Below are 16,304 nucleotides of genomic sequence, written 5' to 3' on the forward strand. Positions count from 1 at the left end.
ATCACTCGTTTTATTGCCTATGCTTGTCTACAGGCCACCCCCAGAGTGGCTGCAGGACGGATACCTCCCACAAGCAAGGGGCACGCCATGCCATCGCGTTCACATCGCGCTGTATTCCCTCCGGCCAGCGGTCTGGCCCGACGTTTCACTCTCACGAGTCTCGCTCTCGCCATCAGCACCACCTTGCTGGCGACTCCCGCGCAGGCCTATTCCAATCTCTATCTCTTTGGCGACAGCCTGAGCGATTCCGGCCAGTTCCCCGATACCACCCTGGGTGGCCTCAACAGCCTGCGTTTCACCAACCGCAGCGGCCCGGATTACGAAAACTCGGCCTATGGCAGCGTCTCGACCCAGTTGCTGGCCACGGAACTGGGGCTGGCGGCCGAGCCTTCCACCTCGGTGATCTATCAGCTGGCCGGCTTCAGTGACGGCACCAACTACGCGGTGGGCGGCTACACCACGGCGCAGATTCTGGCCTCGGTGACCGACGAGGATGGCTCCGAGGTGGTCATCCCGCCGGGAAGTACCGGCGCGGGCACGGTGCTCAGGGGCGAGGATGGCTATCTGGTCAGCACCGGCGGCACTGCCGACCCGGACGCCCTCTATTACGTCAACGGCGGTGGCAACGACTTCCTGCAGGGCGTTATCACCTCGCCGGCCACGGCGGTCGCCTCCGCCGGCAATCTGGCCTCCGCGGTGGAAGCGCTGGCAGCGGCGGGTGCCACCACCATCATGGTTTCCAACCTGCCGGATGTCGGCAGCACCCCGGCCGGCCAGTCAGCGGGCGCGGCGCAGGCGGCGGGGACCTCCGCGCTGGTAGACGTCTTCAATGATGCGCTGGGCGCGCGACTGGCGGCGCTGGATGGCGAGGTCAACATCATCCGCCTGGATACCGTCGGCATTCTCGAGGAGGTGCTGGCATCACCGGCCGAGTTCGGCTTCGCCAGCGATGTGCCGCTGACCCAGGTGTGTTTCTCGGACAGCTGCAACGTCACGCCCTACGGGCTGGGCGGCGCTGCGGAAGACCCCGACAAGCTGCTGTTCAATGATGGCGTGCACCCGACCACCGCCGGCCAGGAGATTCTGGCCGACTACGCCTATGCGATGCTCGCTGCGCCCTCGGTACTGGGGCTGGCACCGCAGCTGGGCACGGGCGCGCTCAATGCCAGTCAGCGCAGCCTCGGCGATGAATTGCGTCCCGGTGCGCAGGACAGGCGATCCGGGGAGGGCGTGCGCGTGTTCGCCATCGGCTCGGCCAGTGGTGGCAGCGGTGATGGCGAGACTTCCACCGGCCAGCAGGGCTTTGACAGCGAGCAGCGCGGAGCGGGTGTCGGCGTGATGCTGCCGCTGGACAACGCCCTCGGCCAGGCCTGGGGCGGTGTTGCGGTCAGTCAGCGCAATGCGGACTTCGATGTCGATGATGGCAGTGAGCTTGAGCTGGAAGGCCAGGTGTTCAGCCTGTTCGCGCGTCAGCAGCTGGGCAGGTTTGGCGTTCAGGCGGTGGCCAGCTACGGCGACTTCGATTACGACCTCGATCGCCATGTCGCACTGGGTCAGTCATCGCGCACCCTGTCCGGTGAGACCGATGGCGATGGCTTCAGCGCCGAGGCGCGTCTTGATTATCGTCTCACCGCCGACGATTCGCTGTGGTACAACGCGCCCTTCGTGGCCTACCGCCATACCGAGTCCGACATCGATGGCTACACCGAATCCGGCTCCGCCGCCAACGCCCTGAGCGTCTCGGATCAGACGCTGCGCGATCGCCGTGTCGAGGCCGGCTTCATGGTCGACCGCGCCATCGCGGAGGGTTTCGGCCTCTACGGTGAGCTGGCCTACGGCAAGCGTCTGGATGATGACGCCGACAGCGCCGAGGTGCGACTGGCGAGCCTGCCGACCAATGCCTACCGCGCCGAGGATTTGGATCGCGGCAGCGACAACTATCTGCGTGTCGACGGTGGTTGGCGCATGCAGCTGGGCCGCAATGCCATGCTGCATCTGGGCGCCGGTATCGAGACCTGGGATGAGGTGACGGCGCGCGGGGAGGTGGGGGTGAGTTACACCTTCTGAAAGCGAAAGCCATCGAGAGAGAAGTGAAGGTTTAAAAACAAGAAGACCCCGCGACATCGGCATGTCGCGGGGTCTTCTGTTTTCAGCTCGCTGTCAGCGCGCCATCAACTTGCTATCAGCTTGCTATCAGCTCAGTCGGCCTTGCCAGCAAGGCAACGTCACTGATCAGTCTTCTTCGCCTTCCGGCAGCTCATCGCTGAGCTCTTCTTCCACATCGGCGTGGGAGAGGCGCAGACCGCCCACCGGCAGGTTGTGGCCGTCGAGCTTGGCCACTTCACCGTCGAGCTTCAGGCGGCCTTCGAGGAACCAGCGCACCGCGATCGGGTAGATCAGGTGCTCACGCGTGTGCACGCGCTCCTTGAGGCTGGCTTCGTCATCGCCTTCCAGCACGTTGGCGACGGCCTGGATCGCGACCGGACCACCGTCGAGCTCCTCGGTGACGAAGTGCACGCTGGCGCCGTGTTCCTTCTCGCCGGCTTCCAATACCTTGCGATGGGTATCGAGCCCCGGCCAGGCCGGCAGCAGCGACGGGTGAATGTTCATCAGACGCCCGAAGAAGTACTGCACGAACAGCGGCGACAGGATACGCATGAAGCCGGCCAGCACGATGAGGTCCGGTTCATGACGCTCGATCACCTTGATCAGCGCGGCGTCATAATGCTCGCGGGACTCATACTCCTCATGCGGCAGCGCCACGGCATCGACGCCGGCGTCACGCGCACGCACCAGGCCGTAGGCATCGGCCTTGTTGGAGATGACCGCGACCACGTCGCCGCCCAGCTCGTCGTGTTCCTGTGCTTCCAGCAGCGCCTGCAGATTGCTGCCGCTGCCGGAAATCAGTACCACGACGCGCGGGCGAACCGGCGCATCGTCTGCCTCGAAACCGTTGCCGAAGCCGCCGAGAGTGTCACCGTTGGAGGCGTTGGTATTCGGTTCGATCATGCGGACAGATTCTCCAGCTGGACCTGCTCTTCCATGCCGTTGCGGGCACGGATGCTGCCGAGGGTGAAGACGGTCTCGCCCTGGGCTTCCAGGTGAGCGCGCGCGGCGGTGGCGTCGGATTCAGCGACGACCACGACCATGCCGACACCACAGTTCAGCACGCGGTGCATCTCGTGTTCTTCGACGTTGCCCTGCTGCTGCAGCCAGTCGAAGACCGCCGGACGCTTCCAGCTGGCGACGTCGATCTCGGCGGTGCAGTCTTCCGGCAGCACGCGCGGGATGTTCTCGAGCAGGCCGCCACCGGTGATGTGGGACATGGCGTGCACGGACAGGCCGCTTTCCTTGAGCAGCGACAGCAGCGGCTTGACGTAGATGCGCGTCGGCGCCATCAGGGCGTCAGCCAGCGGCTGGCCGTCGATTTCCTGCTCCAGCAGGGAGGCATCGGCGACTTCGAGAATCTTGCGGATCAGCGAGTAGCCGTTGGAGTGCGGGCCGGAGGAGGCCAGACCCAGAATCACGTCGCCTGCGCCGACCTTCTTGCCGTCGAGGATCTCGGACTTCTCGACCACACCGACGCAGAAGCCGGCGAGGTCGTAGTCGCTGCCTTCGTACATGCCCGGCATTTCAGCGGTCTCGCCGCCGACCAGCGCGCAGCCGGACTGCAGGCAGCCTTCGCCGATACCGGTGACGACGTCAGCGGCGATGTCGATGTCGAGCTTGCCGGTGGCGTAGTAATCGAGGAATTGCAGCGGCTCGGCGCCAGCGACCACCAGATCATTGACGCACATGGCGACCAGATCGATGCCGATGGTGTCGTGACGGTTGAGGTCCATGGCCAGGCGCAGCTTGGTGCCCACGCCATCGGTGCCGGTGACCAGCACGGGCTGGCGGTAGCCTGCCGGCAGTTCGCACAGGGCGCCGAAGCCACCCAGACCACCCATCACTTCCGGGCGGTGAGTGCGCTTGGCGACCCCCTTGATGCGTTCGACGAGGGCGTTGCCTGCATCGATATCGACACCTGCATCCTTGTAGCTCAAGGAAGTCTTGCTGGGCGAGGAGTCCTGGGGGCGTTGCGTCATGTGAGGTTCCTGTCGGTGCGGCCTGGGCGGTGAGACACGATCGATCGCGGGAAAAGAAAGGCGGCCATTGTAGCATTGCGCTTCGCGGCTGACACTGTGCCGATTCACAAAACCTCATCAAAATGTGAAAAGGCCGCCACGCCAGTCATGGCAGGCCTTGTCGCACCTTGGGTGGCGCCGGGGGAGGCAATGTCAGACGCGTGAGCGGCGCGTGTCTTGTGGGTAACTCGGCGACAGGCAACAATGGGTGATGCGTGCGCCGTCGGCAGTCAGCCGTCACGAGTGCCCCACGGCTTGTCTCAAGGAGTGAAGATGCAGCGTAAATGGTGGTTGCTGGCCGCAGGCGTGGCCTTCCTCGGCCTGTTGGTGATGCTCGAACCGATTCTGATGCCGTTCTTCATCGGCATGATTCTCGCCTATCTGGGTGACCCGCTGGCCGACTGGCTGGAAGACAAGGGCCTGTCGCGCCATCTGGCGGTCACGCTGGTGTTCAGCGTGCTTTCGGTGGTGCTGTTGATCGCACTGCTGGTGCTGGTGCCGCTGCTCGGGCGTCAGCTGGCGCAGTTGATCAGCTTCATGCCGGTGGTCTTCAACTGGATACGCGAGACGGTGCTGCCGGAAATCCAGTCGTTCACCGGGCTGGATTTCAGCGCCGACTTCGATCAGGTCCGCTCGCTGCTGCTGGGCAACTGGAAAGAGACCGGCACCTTCGCCGCCGCGCTGCTGGGCACCGTCTCCAAGTCAGGGCTGGCGATGGCCATCTGGCTGGGCAATCTGGCGCTGATTCCTGTCGTCACCTTCTATCTGCTGCTCGACTGGGACCGCATGAAGGAGAAGCTGCAGGGCCTGCTGCCGCGCCATATGGAGCCCACCGCCACGCGTCTGGCGCATGACTGCGATGAGGTGCTGGGCGCCTTCCTGCGCGGGCAGCTGCTGGTGATGCTGAGTCTGGGCATCGTCTATGCCATTGGCCTGGCGGTCATCGGGCTCAAGTTCGCGCTGTTGATCGGCCTGGTGGCGGGGCTTGCCAGTATCGTGCCGTATCTGGGCGTCATCGTGGGTATCCTGATCGCGGCGACGGTGGCCTTCTTCCAGTTCGGCGAGTGGTGGGCACTGCTGGCGGTCGGCGGAGTCTTCGCGCTCGGTCAGCTGCTGGAAGGCGTGGTGTTGCAGCCGCTGCTGCTGGGCGACAAGATCGGCCTGCATCCGGTCGCGGTCATCTTCGCGGTGATGGCGGGTGGCCAGCTGTTCGGCTTTACCGGCATTCTATTGGCCCTGCCGGTGGCGGCCGTGATCATGGTGCTCTTGCGTTATCTGCATGATCGCTATAAAAACAGTACTTTATATGACCAACAGCGTGATTCTCGCCCCGCGGTGGCAGCAGATCAGCCAGCGCCGCCGGCGGCAGAGGATACCCAGTGATCGAGAGACGAGATCACGGCAACAACAATCAGCATGACGGATGGCAATGACTCAGGGACAGATGGCACTCGGTGTCGGGGTACGTGACGCCGCGACCTTCGACAACTACCACTTCACCTCGACCTCGCTGGCGGAGGCCCTCAAGGGGCAGCTTGCCGACGGCGGGGAGCCCTTCGTCTATCTGTGGGGCGGCGAGCAGAGTGGGCGTAGCCACCTGTTGCAGGCGGCCTGTCATCTGGCGGGCGAGCAGGGCAAGCGTGCCTTCTATCTGCCGCTCAACGAGCTGGGTCACTTCCCGCCGCACATGCTCGAAGGGCTGGACGAGATGGACCTGGTCGCCATTGATGATCTCGATGTGGTGATCGGTCGTCAGCGCTGGGAGGAGGCGCTGTTCCACCTCTACAACCGCCTGCGCGACGGCGGGCGGCACCTGCTGGTCAGCGCCAGCTGCGCACCGCGTCTGCTGCCCGTCATCCTGCCGGATCTCGCCTCGCGGCTTTCCTGGGGCGTCACCTTCCACCTCTCGGGGCTGGATGACGCCCAGCGCCTCGAAGCGCTCAAATTGCGTGCACGTGACCACGGCCTTGCACTGCCCGACGAAGTCGCCCGCTACATCCTGCATCGTGGGCCGCGCAGCCTGCCGGGCCTGTTCGCGGCGATGAGCGAACTCGACAACGCCTCGCTCTCCGCCCAGCGCAAGCTGACCATTCCCTTCGTCAAGCAGACGCTCGGCTGGTAGGGCAACGCCTGCGCGGGCCCGGTGGCCCAATCTTGCCTTCATCACGACCGCGGCACCGATATTGCAGTCTCTTTCCATCATCTCTGTCTGAGGACACGCGGCATGAACAGGTTAGACAAGCATCGGGAGCGCATGCACAAGCAAGCCAACTCGATCGGCAACTTCCTGGTCGAAGGCTTCCACTATCTCGGCCTGTTCGCCATCGGCGGCGCGATTGCCATCGCCTCGGTATCGGCCTTCTTCGAGATGTTCGCCAAGGGCTCGGCCAGCGTCGATGACATCCTGCTGCTGTTCATCTATCTCGAACTCGGCGCGATGGTCGGTATCTACTTCAAGACCAACCACCTGCCGATACGCTTTCTGCTCTACATCGCCATCACTGCGCTGACGCGCTACCTCATCGGCGATGTCTCCCACCACAAGGCCCCCGATATCGGCCTGCTCTACCTCTGCGGCGGCATCTTCTTCCTCGCCCTCTCGGTACTCGCCGTGCGCTTCGCCTCCTACAAATACCCCTCCAGCAAAGCCATCGACCCAATGGGCGGCACGGTAGGGGACGAGGACTCGACGCGATAAGCCCGTGTTTCAGTAGCTCCTAAGACCCAAAAGGCCGCGATCACTCGCGGCCTTTTGGGTCTGTGGTTGAAACTTGGTAGGACTGATCTGAGTAATATTGTGTGGTTAGGGAAAAATGTTGTAATTATCAATGCCATTTGCGACTTTTATTATAGAAGCTTGTTTAAATCTATGGTATAGCCTGAAGCTTTCATTTCTTTGGCTAGCGAAAGTTGCCATACATCTTTATCATCAAGATCAATATATACAACTCCGCTTATATCATTTGGTTTTTCTATGTCGTTTTTAATTAACGTTACCACATTGCTCCTTCCTAGTTTTCCTATAAGGAAGCCATGCTCAAATATTACATTCTGTCTTGCTCTAGATTTTAAGTTTTCAGGTTCTGACTTCTGAGTGCCGATATCATCTGGTGTGTATAAGACGATTGCAAAGCCTATATTTGAGTAATGCTCAATCTTTTCAATTATTGTTCTGCCAGAGCTTGCTTTTTCATGTAATATTATAGGTTTATATCCTAGCTTCTCAAGGAATCGTGCAGCTTTTGCTTGAGCAAGCTCATCATGGCCATGCACAATGAATACTTCATTTGATAAGTTATCATTAGGGGCTTTGTGAGGTTTTTCTTTGAGGATTTTGTAACCAGCTTCACCGTTTATGTATTCGTCTGTTATGTTGTTGGCTCGATGAATGGCGCGAAGATTGTAAGGGCGAGTACTAAATATCGGGTACTCTGCAGCCGCATCCTCTCTCTTGATTTCTGCTATGTAATTTTCAAGAGTTTTGGGGGTTTCTGCAATAGTTATCCTTTCGATTGCATTGGGGTATATTGCTCTGCCATTTAACATAATTGTTTTGCCTTGTTCATAAGGCGTTATAAATTTATCTAGTAGTTGATCCTTGCTCAAGTTTTCTTTGAACTCTTCGTGGCCAGCGCTCGATTTTTCTGAAATAGCTACATGATAGTACATGACTTCTCGCCCGTTGAGTTATAGTTTTGTGTATAGTTTTTATATAAAAGTTTTTTAGAGTTGTAAATGATAATTTTTATTCCCCACTCAACGTCAGGTACAGCCTGCGGCTACCACCATGATCGCGGTGTTCGCCAAGCCAGATACCTTGCCAGGTACCGAGGGCGAGGCGGTTGACGCCGCGGCGGGCTTCGACGGGCAGGGTGAGCTGGGTGCCGAGCAGGCTGGCGAGCACGTGGGCAGGCATGTCGTCATCGCCTTCCAGCGTGTGGCGGAAGTAGGGCAGGTTACCGGGCACCAGGCGGCGCAGGAAGGCGTCCATGTCGTGACGCACGTCGGGGTCGGCGTTCTCGTTGAGCGTCAGCGAGGCGGAGGTGTGCAGCAGCTGCACATGCAAGAGGCCGACACTGACCGGCGGCATTTCAGCCAATGCCTGCTCCACCTCGTCACTGATGAGGTGAAAACCGCGCTTGCGGGCGGAGAGGGTGAGAGTGTCGCGTTGCCACATGAGAAGCCCTGCCTGTCGTTGATTCAGTATGTTCTAAATATGACGTGCCAGCACGCAAAAGACCAGTCCATAGGAGCTGGTCTTTTCGTGGTATGTAGCACTTCGTTATACTATCTGATCGTTTCAGCAGTTTGGTGATTATGGTTTGTAATCTGCTATTTTAATCTTTATAACTACAGTTGATGGCTGTTTTTCTATTAGGACAATATATTTCTCGATTGATATGATGTTTTGATGCTGTTTCCTAAGAAAGATGCCTCCTTTTTAAAAGACCGCTAATTCTCGTTGTATTTTTGTGTGTAGCTCTTTTTAGTTTTCTTGTTATCATTTTATTCCCGGTGGATAGAAAAGAAAAAAACCTTCTGTAAGGTGGCAGATGTCTATTGAATATTAAATCGTAGCGTGAGTTTTCATTCTCTATCAACTTCATCATTAATCTCAGCTTTTTCTGAGACTTATTAGTGTGATACAGAAATATAATCGATAGTGATATAGTTGATATTGCAATTAAAATATCGGATATTCCGAATGCTTGATTTTGGCTAGAGATGTGTTGAGTTTCTTCTGAAGCTCTGCCATATCCTCCTATTATCAATAGGAATATGTTGATCCCAAGACCAAATATTAAATATCCATAAAATGCGATGGTGAATATTGTTAATTGTTTTTTGATGTTGCGATAAACAAGAGAAAGCTGTCCGTTTTTATAATAGAAGAAAAGACTTCCGAATTTTTTCATGTTATCTAAAAAAATAAGGCGGTCATCTATTGTTAAAATTTTTTTTATTTTAATATAGGGCTCAGAGCAGCCAGTAATAATTTGAAATACCGACTCAAGATATAAAGCTTCTTGTCGGCTCGGGCTATCCAGATTTTCTATATTAGAGAATATCTCATATAATTTTATTTTTTCCATCTTTAGCCGTTCATGATTAAAGATTGGATTAGCTTTGTATATTATAAATACTGTACCTAACGATATTGCCAATGATATTGTTTGTGTTAGTGATTCCATAATGACTCTCGAGCTTGAATAGTATTTATAAAATGGTGGTTTATAATGCAGTTATTATAATAATTTGTTGATCAGAGTGGAGTAGGTGCGGAACTAAGCATATTCTGATTTCTAGCGCCTGCACAGTTGTGCATGCAATAGGCCAATGTTGGTGGGGAGCTCGGCTGGAGCTTATCCCCCTGCTTAGGACTGGGAGTGAAAACCGCGCTTGCGGGCGGAGAGGGTGAGAGTGTCGCGTTGCCACATGAGAAGCCCTGCCTGTCGTTGATTCAGTACATGCTAAACATGACAAGCCAGAACGCAAAAGGCCAGCCCCTGAGGGCTGGCCTTTTTGCTGCGTGCCGCGCTGATTCATGTCACCGCGGGGGTGAGAGACAGCGTTGCAATGCTGCCATCAACCGGCAGTAGTGGCGGCTTCGCTGACGGTGCGGCGGGCGGCCTTGGCGGTGACGCGCTCCGGCTCTGACTTGCCGATTTCGCGGGCGAGCCAGTCGGCGAGCATGCGCACGCGGGTCGGGATCGGGCCACGCGGCAGCAGCATGCCGATCTCGACCGGCGGGATCTCGCTGCATTCCAGACGCTTGAAGGACTGGCCGTTGCGCTCGCTGAGGGTGTTGACCCAGTCGGTCGGCAGCACGGCGCGAATCAGGCCATCGGCCACGTAGTCGGTGAGGACTTCGAGGTCATCGGACTGGATGTGATTCGGGCGCGGATCTTCCGGGTGACGCGAGAGGGAGGTGCCGGACACCAGCGGTTCCAGCTCGCCCCACGGCAGTTCTTCCGGGTTCTCGACGTGAGAGGCCGCGTAGGCCGCCTGATGCCAGTGGGTCAGCGGGCGGAAGACGTGGGTGCTGCCGGCCAGATGCGGGAAGCCGATCACCAGGTGCGGCTGATTCTCGAGAATCTCGCGACCGTTGTGCCACAGCTTCAGCTTGATATCGACGCCTTCGTGTTCCGACAGGAAGCTGGTCAGCGCGTGACCCAGGAAGTGACGACCCAGCGACGGCGTGGCGTGGATACGGATGGTACCGGTGAGGTCTGACTGGCGGTCTTCGATGGCGCGGTGCGCTTCATCATCGAGATTGGCCATCGAGCGTGCGTAACGGTAAAGGGTCTCGCCGGCTTCTGACAGGCGAATGCCACGATGACCACGCTCGACCAGGCGAGTGCCGAAACGGCCCTCAAGGGCGTCGAGGCGACGGCTGACGGTGGACTTGGGCAGGCGCAGGCGTTCTGCTGCGCGGGACAGGCTGCCGAGGTCTGCGACCATCAGGAAGGTGTTGTAGGCGTCGATATCGCTCATCGAATAGGTCCGGTTGTTCAGAGGGTCGGGGTGTGCCGTCAGGGAAACACCCACCTTGTACGGGCCAAACGGGCCCGTTGCAGCGCCAGTCGCTGCACAACGGATTGCCTGTCGATGACCGTGCCCCTCAGGCCGCAGGGGGATGCCCCGGGCAAAGACGCGCTCATCGATCAACAACCGTCACTGCCAGCCGAGCACCTCAGCGCGCGGCGACAGGTCTTGCATCTGCTGCAGATATCCTCAGGGCCGAGGCCATGACAGGGCACTGCCTTGGCGTGACAGCAAGCGCCCTTAATCTGAGCACGCTAACTATATCACTCTGGATGTAGTGTTGCATCTAAAGTCGCATGCATTGCGCAAATCCGATCTCCGCAGGATGAAACTCTGCCGTGAAGCGAGAAATTTGCGTGGGCCAGGCACTTGTCGAGGCATGTCGGCTAAGACGTCAGTGGCTGGCGATGGTTCCGTATCTGATGACAGACAGGTGATAAAAAGTGAATTTGGTGGCTGCACGGGTGAAAAAGTGTGCAAACCGGGCCGTTTTTGGCAGTTGAGGCACAATCTGGCGCTGTGAGTGATGAGAAATGACGCGGCCTGATTGCAGAAGTTGCAGAGCGGCGTTGCAGGAAGTGTTGATGACGCAAATGTGCAAACGCGTGCATTATCTCGTTCGCAAAGAGAATCATTATTATTATTAATCTTGGGAACCCTCCGCTCATGACCGATCGCCTCTCTCCGTGCGTGGCAGCCAGCGCTTCCCGCGCCACTGCTTTCACTCCGCGTCCGCTGGTGGCAGCCATTGCGCTGCTGTGTGCCAGTACTGCCAATGCAGAGACGCTGCAGATGGACACGCTGCAGATCGAGGACGATCGCCTCAACGCGACCGCGGTCATCGATAGCGAAGAGATCGCGCTGCATCAGGCGCATGATCTCAAGGATGTGTTCCGTGATACGCCGTCCGTCACCGTCGGCGGCACCACTGCCTCATCCGAGATGATCTACGTGCGCGGTCTGGAAGACACCAACCTCAACATCAGCGTCGATGGTGCCAGCCAGAACGGCTATCTGTTCCACCACAGCTCCAGCTTCAATATCGAGCCGGAACTGCTCAAGCGTGCTGAAGTCCAGGCCGGACCGGGCGCCGCCGACAATGGCCCCAACGCCCTGGGCGGCAGCATCAAGTTCGTCACCAAGGATGCCCAGGACCTGCTCAAACCGGGCGAGACCTTCGGCGGCATGGTCAAGGGCAGCACCGAGTCCGCGGCAGATGCCGTCAAGGGCACGCTGTCCGTCTACGGTGAAGTCGCGCCGAACGCGGGCCTGCTGTTCTCGACCAGCGCACGCAACAGCGATGACTACCGCACCGGCGGCGGTGATGAAGAGGAAGGTACCGGCGGCCATCAGCGCAGCTACTTCGGCAAGTTCAGCCTGCTCGACCAGGGCGCGCACAGCCTGCGCATCAGTGCCGAGCACAACGAGGACAGCGGCATCTACTGCACGCGTCCCAACATGGAATGTCAGCCGTTCAACAACGTGAAGGTCGACACCGAGCTGAGCCGCGACACCTACACCGCCAACTATGACTATGAGCCGGGCTCGCGTCTGGTGGACGTGCACACCAACGTCTTCCACACCAAGACCGAGCTGGACCGCACCACTGTCTCCACCGGCGCTGAGCTGAACGCCGATGTCGAGAGCTACGGCGGTGACCTGAACAACACCTTCCGTTTCGGCCCCGAGGACATGAACAACCGCCTGACGTTGGGTAGCGATTATGTCTACGACGAATCCAGCACCGGCAGCTTCGACGAGAAGGCCCGCAACCTCGCGCTCTACGCCCAGCACCGCATGACGCTCGGCGCGGTGGACCTGTCCTTCGGCGCGCGTGTCGATGACTACAAGACCGAATACGCCAATGGCGAGACGCTGGATGACACCGATGTCAGCCCGAACGCGAGCCTCAACTGGCGTGTCGGCGGCGGTGTCGAGCTGTTCACCGGCTACTCCACGGCAGTGCGCGGCAACAAGGGCCGTGAAGCCATCCTGGCCGACGATGGCGTCGGTGTCGGCGAGACGCTGACCGTCGAACCGGGTCTCGAGGCCGAGACCTCGCGCAGCACCGAAGTCGGTGCGCGCTGGAAGGGCAATGACCTCCTCACCCAGCGTGACCGCGCTGGCCTGGAAGTCACCTACTTCGATACCCACTTCGACAACTACATCACCGATGAGACCGTCGGCAGCGAAACCACCATCTACAACATGGAAGGCATCGTCACCAGCAAGGGTGTCGAGGCGCGTGCCACCTACGGCATCGGCGGCTGGGACATGACGCTGGGCTACCTGACCATGGACCTGGAAGACAATCAGGGCGAGACCGTGGTCGACGACATGGGCCTGGGCAACCAGACCGGTGATCGCTGGAGCCTGGACAACCGCTACACCTTCGTTGACCCGCAGATGACGATCGGCTGGACCGTGACCGCCTACGAGCGCCTCACCGACCTGCCGGAGGATCAGAGCGAGCGCGCCGGTTACGCCACGCACGATGTCTACGCCAGCTGGGTGCCGCGTGACATGCAGGACCTGACGCTGACGGCCGGTATCTACAACCTGTTCGACAAGGAATATACCGACCAGAACACCTACTTCCTGGAACCCAACAGCGCACGCGGCATCACGACGGGCGCCATCACCAGTCCGGGGCGTGACGTGCGTCTGTCAGTGGCGTACCGCTTCTGATCAGAAGGCTCTGAACCCGCAAGTTCGCACCTGACAGGGATTCATCGCCAGCGATCGTGATCCAGGCTCGCAACGCAGGATGCTTCACTGGCAAGACCCTCGCAGCGCCATCGTGTTCTTCACGGTGGCGCTGTTTCGTTTGCGGGGCGCACAGAAGGGCGGTGCTGCCAGCTCCTGCTGACTGCTGCCTGCGTCGCGCGGCCACGCTGTGCTACCGATTCATCAGACCAGGCCCGCCTGCTGCCTGCGTCCCGCAGGCGCGCTGTGCTACCATCGCGACCAAATGTCGGAGAGCGTCTGCGCGACTCTTCGCACTGCACTCACGTTCCCGCCGCTGGCGGGTGATCGTTCGAATAAGGAAGGATGCATGGCGCTTCTGAAGATTTTTGTCGGCACGATGTATGGCGGTTCACTGGATGTGGCCGAGCAGGTTCAGCCGTTGTTCGAGCAGGCCGGCTACACGGTCGAGGTGCTCGACCAGCCGACATTGGCTGACCTGACTGACGCGCGCCCTGATCTGGCGTTGTTCGTCACCTCCACCACCGGCAGTGGCGATGTGCCGGGCAATCTGACCGGCTTCCTCAATGCGCTGTCTGCCGAGTCCCCGGCGCTGGATTGGCTGCGTTACGGTCTGATCGCCCTGGGCGACAGCTCCTACGGCGAGACCTACTGTGGCGCGGGGCGTCATCTGGATGAGCGTCTGGCCGACCTGGGCGCCACGCGCCACGGCGAGCGCCTCGAGATCGACGCCATGGAAACCTTCATGGCCGACGACGCGGCGCTGCCGTGGGTCGAGAGCTGGATTCCGACTCTGCCGGCCACGGCCTGATCCTGCGGCGGTGGGCTGGCCCGCCGCCTGCTTCTTCTGTTGTCCGTTCTTTCATCGAGACTGCTTCACATGCCGAAACTGAATCCTGATCATCCGCGTGCCCGCAACCTGACGCCGCAGCGCGTCTCCGTGCTGGCGGGTCTGGCGGTGGTAATGGTCGCCAATATTCCGCGTTTCCTGATGAGTGGCGAGAATACGCGTCTGATGCTGATCGTCGGCTTTGCCGTCGCCGTCAGCGCGCTGGGTATCTATATCTATCGCCAGCTGTCAGACACCGCCAAGGCCAAGGTGCCGACGATGATGCGTCGTCTGCTGGTCTGGCTGGTGGTGGGGCTGGCGGCGATGGCAGCGTTCAACTTTGCCGCGCCGATGCTCAACCGTCCCCAGGAAGGCGGGCTTGAGGTGCTGGTCGATGGCCTGACGCTGGGCCTGCTGGCGCATGTGATCAGCATGTGGATGCAGCGCCGCCGTGGTGAGGAAGGCTGAGCCTCGACTCTTGAGGCCCTTGAGGTCTTCGAGGCCCTGTCAGCAAGATCTTCCAGATAGACCTTTAGACTGGTCTTGCAGAGGTAGCAGCACGTACCAACAAGAACGCCCCGATCAGCGATGATCGGGGCGTTCTTGTGATGGCGCTCTTGTGATGGCTGGTGAGGTGACGACACGCCTCAGCGTGCCATCACCGGGCCATTTACTTGCACAGGGTGTAGCAGGGCACGTAATCGCTGCCTGGCAGCTTCATGCGGCCCTGGGCGACGAAGGAGGTGAGCAGGGCGTCGAGACGCTCCATCAGCTCGGCTTCGGCGGTCAGGCGGAAGGGGCCGTCGCGCTCGATCTCCTCGATGCCTTCCTTCTTGACGTTGCCGGCGACGATGCCCGAGAAGGCACGACGCAGGTTGGCCGCCAGTTCGTGCACCGGCTGGTTGCGATGCAGCGCCAGGCCCGACATGTTGGCGTGGGTCGGCGCGAAGGGCTGCTGGAAGTGCGGGGCGATATGCAGGCGCCAGTTGTAGTAGAAGGCATCCTGATGCTGGCGACGGAATTCCGCCACCTCGTCGATGCCACCGCGCATGGTGCGTGCCACCTCGACCGGATTGTCGATGATGATGGTGTAGCGCGAGCGCGCTTCCTCGCCCAGGGTGTAGGCGATGAACTCGTCGATCTGCTTGAAGTACTCGGCGCTGGACGCCGGGCCGGTGAAGATGACCGGGAACGGCAGCTCGCTGTTTTCCGGGTGCAGCAGAATGCCGAGCAGATAGAGAATCTCCTCGGCGGTGCCCACGCCGCCCGGGAAGACGATGATGCCATGTGCGGTGCGCACGAAGGCTTCAAGGCGCTTCTCGATGTCCGGCATGATGATCAGTTCATTGACGATCGGGTTGGGCGATTCGGCGGCGATGATGCCCGGCTCCGAGATGCCCAGATAGCGACCTTCGGTGCGACGCTGCTTGGCGTGCGCGACGTTGGCGCCCTTCATCGGGCCCTTCATGGCACCCGGGCCACACCCGGTGCAGATGTCGAGGTCACGCAGGCCGAGGTGGTAACCCACGTCCTTGGTGTACTCGTATTCCTCGCGGTTGATGGAGTGACCGCCCCAGCAGGTGACCAGACTCGGCTCACGCGAGGACTTCAGCGCCCCGGCGTTGCGCAGGATATGGAACACCGCGTTGGTGGTGCCTTCGGTGGTCGTGAGATCGAAGCGCGGGGTGTTCTGGATCTCGTTGGCCACATAGACGATGTCACGCAACACGCTGGAGAGATGCTCGCGAATGCCGCGGATCATCTTGCCGTCGACGAAGGCATCGCCGGGCGCATTGTCGAGCTTGAGGCGAATGCCGCGGTCCTGCTGCAGCACCTCGATCTCGAAATTCTTGTGTGCGTTGAGCACCGCGACGCTGTCATCGGTCTGGCTGCCGCAGTTGAGCACGGCCAGCGCACAGCGGCGCAGGATGTCGTGCAAGCCGTTGGAGGAGGTATCGCGCAGGCGATTGACCTCATCCTGGGAGAGCACTTCCAGGCTGCCTTCCGGCGAGATGATGGTCGAGACCAGCATGGAGCTGGCATCACGTGAATAGGTCGTCGCTTCGCTGGTGACAGAATTCATGACTGTCTTCCTT

General features: G+C 59.6%; 14 protein-coding genes. 7 read left to right on the top strand and 7 right to left on the bottom strand.

The genetic code is table 11. The annotated features are described in order from the left end of the window. Nucleotides 1-87 precede the first annotated feature (87 nt). A complete protein-coding gene (locus ACJJV2_RS05360; RefSeq protein WP_405278766.1) occupies nucleotides 88-2,067 on the top strand; it encodes an autotransporter outer membrane beta-barrel domain-containing protein in 1,980 nt (659 codons plus the stop codon). 165 nt (nucleotides 2,068-2,232) lie between these two features. Here ACJJV2_RS05360 and purN read toward each other — a convergent pair whose 3' ends face one another. Next, entirely contained in the window at nucleotides 2,233-3,009 is a 777-nt protein-coding gene (gene purN / locus ACJJV2_RS05365) for a phosphoribosylglycinamide formyltransferase (RefSeq protein ID WP_054556275.1), read from the bottom strand. Beyond that, the gene (purM, locus tag ACJJV2_RS05370; protein WP_054556274.1) at nucleotides 3,006-4,088 is read right to left on the bottom strand and encodes a phosphoribosylformylglycinamidine cyclo-ligase; all 1,083 of its coding nucleotides are present in this window, start codon (nucleotides 4,086-4,088) and stop codon (nucleotides 3,006-3,008) included. The genes purN and purM overlap by 4 nt, the downstream gene beginning before the upstream one ends. A 312-nt stretch (nucleotides 4,089-4,400) precedes the next feature. Here purM and ACJJV2_RS05375 point away from each other — a divergent pair, with 312 nt between their 5' ends. The 3 genes from ACJJV2_RS05375 (at nucleotide 4,401) to ACJJV2_RS05385 (ending at nucleotide 6,825) form a co-directional block, all read left to right on the top strand. Beyond that, nucleotides 4,401-5,510 (top strand): AI-2E family transporter, encoded by a 1,110-nt coding sequence (locus tag ACJJV2_RS05375; RefSeq protein WP_405278768.1) that lies wholly within the window; start codon nucleotides 4,401-4,403, stop codon nucleotides 5,508-5,510. Between the two features lie 40 nt (nucleotides 5,511-5,550). Continuing rightward, nucleotides 5,551-6,249, top strand: coding sequence for a DnaA regulatory inactivator Hda (gene hda, locus ACJJV2_RS05380; protein ID WP_043334111.1), 699 nt, complete (start codon nucleotides 5,551-5,553; stop codon nucleotides 6,247-6,249). 102 nt (nucleotides 6,250-6,351) lie between these two features. Beyond that, nucleotides 6,352-6,825 (top strand): phosphate-starvation-inducible protein PsiE, encoded by a 474-nt coding sequence (locus tag ACJJV2_RS05385; RefSeq protein WP_107336345.1) that lies wholly within the window; start codon nucleotides 6,352-6,354, stop codon nucleotides 6,823-6,825. A gap of 149 nt (nucleotides 6,826-6,974) precedes the next feature. On the opposite strand, the gene ACJJV2_RS05390 is transcribed toward ACJJV2_RS05385, so the two are convergent. The 4 genes from ACJJV2_RS05390 to ACJJV2_RS05405 all read right to left on the bottom strand — a co-directional run bounded on the left by ACJJV2_RS05390 (nucleotide 6,975) and on the right by ACJJV2_RS05405 (nucleotide 10,622). Further along, nucleotides 6,975-7,796, bottom strand: coding sequence for a TIR domain-containing protein (locus tag ACJJV2_RS05390; protein WP_405278771.1), 822 nt, complete (start codon nucleotides 7,794-7,796; stop codon nucleotides 6,975-6,977). 76 nt (nucleotides 7,797-7,872) lie between these two features. Further along, nucleotides 7,873-8,304 carry a secondary thiamine-phosphate synthase enzyme YjbQ gene (locus tag ACJJV2_RS05395; RefSeq protein WP_405278773.1) on the bottom strand — a complete coding sequence of 144 codons (432 nt, stop codon included), beginning with the start codon at nucleotides 8,302-8,304 and terminating at the stop codon, nucleotides 7,873-7,875. A 244-nt stretch (nucleotides 8,305-8,548) separates the two neighbouring features. Then, the gene (locus ACJJV2_RS05400) at nucleotides 8,549-9,319 is read right to left on the bottom strand and encodes a hypothetical protein (protein WP_405278775.1); all 771 of its coding nucleotides are present in this window, start codon (nucleotides 9,317-9,319) and stop codon (nucleotides 8,549-8,551) included. A 394-nt stretch (nucleotides 9,320-9,713) separates the two neighbouring features. Beyond that, complete coding sequence (locus ACJJV2_RS05405) at nucleotides 9,714-10,622, bottom strand: LysR family transcriptional regulator (RefSeq protein ID WP_043334115.1); 909 nt, start codon at nucleotides 10,620-10,622, stop codon at nucleotides 9,714-9,716. A 717-nt stretch (nucleotides 10,623-11,339) separates the two neighbouring features. On the opposite strand from ACJJV2_RS05405, the gene ACJJV2_RS05410 reads away from it, so the two are divergent. From ACJJV2_RS05410 to ACJJV2_RS05420, 3 genes are all read left to right on the top strand, one after another. Further along, nucleotides 11,340-13,361: a TonB-dependent receptor domain-containing protein gene (locus tag ACJJV2_RS05410; RefSeq protein WP_405278778.1), complete on the top strand. Its 2,022-nt coding sequence runs from the start codon at nucleotides 11,340-11,342 to the stop codon at nucleotides 13,359-13,361. A gap of 367 nt (nucleotides 13,362-13,728) precedes the next feature. Next, nucleotides 13,729-14,190: a flavodoxin domain-containing protein gene (locus tag ACJJV2_RS05415; RefSeq protein ID WP_043334117.1), complete on the top strand. Its 462-nt coding sequence runs from the start codon at nucleotides 13,729-13,731 to the stop codon at nucleotides 14,188-14,190. Between the two features lie 69 nt (nucleotides 14,191-14,259). Then, entirely contained in the window at nucleotides 14,260-14,676 is a 417-nt protein-coding gene (locus ACJJV2_RS05420; protein WP_405278780.1) for a hypothetical protein, read from the top strand. A gap of 202 nt (nucleotides 14,677-14,878) precedes the next feature. On the opposite strand, the gene ppnN is transcribed toward ACJJV2_RS05420, so the two are convergent. Further along, nucleotides 14,879-16,291 carry a nucleotide 5'-monophosphate nucleosidase PpnN gene (gene ppnN / locus ACJJV2_RS05425; RefSeq protein ID WP_277876238.1) on the bottom strand — a complete coding sequence of 471 codons (1,413 nt, stop codon included), beginning with the start codon at nucleotides 16,289-16,291 and terminating at the stop codon, nucleotides 14,879-14,881. Nucleotides 16,292-16,304 lie beyond the last annotated feature (13 nt).

Source organism: Cobetia sp. Ld8, from assembly GCF_045066615.1.
GTDB classification, from domain to species: Bacteria; Pseudomonadota; Gammaproteobacteria; order Pseudomonadales; family Halomonadaceae; genus Cobetia; species Cobetia amphilecti.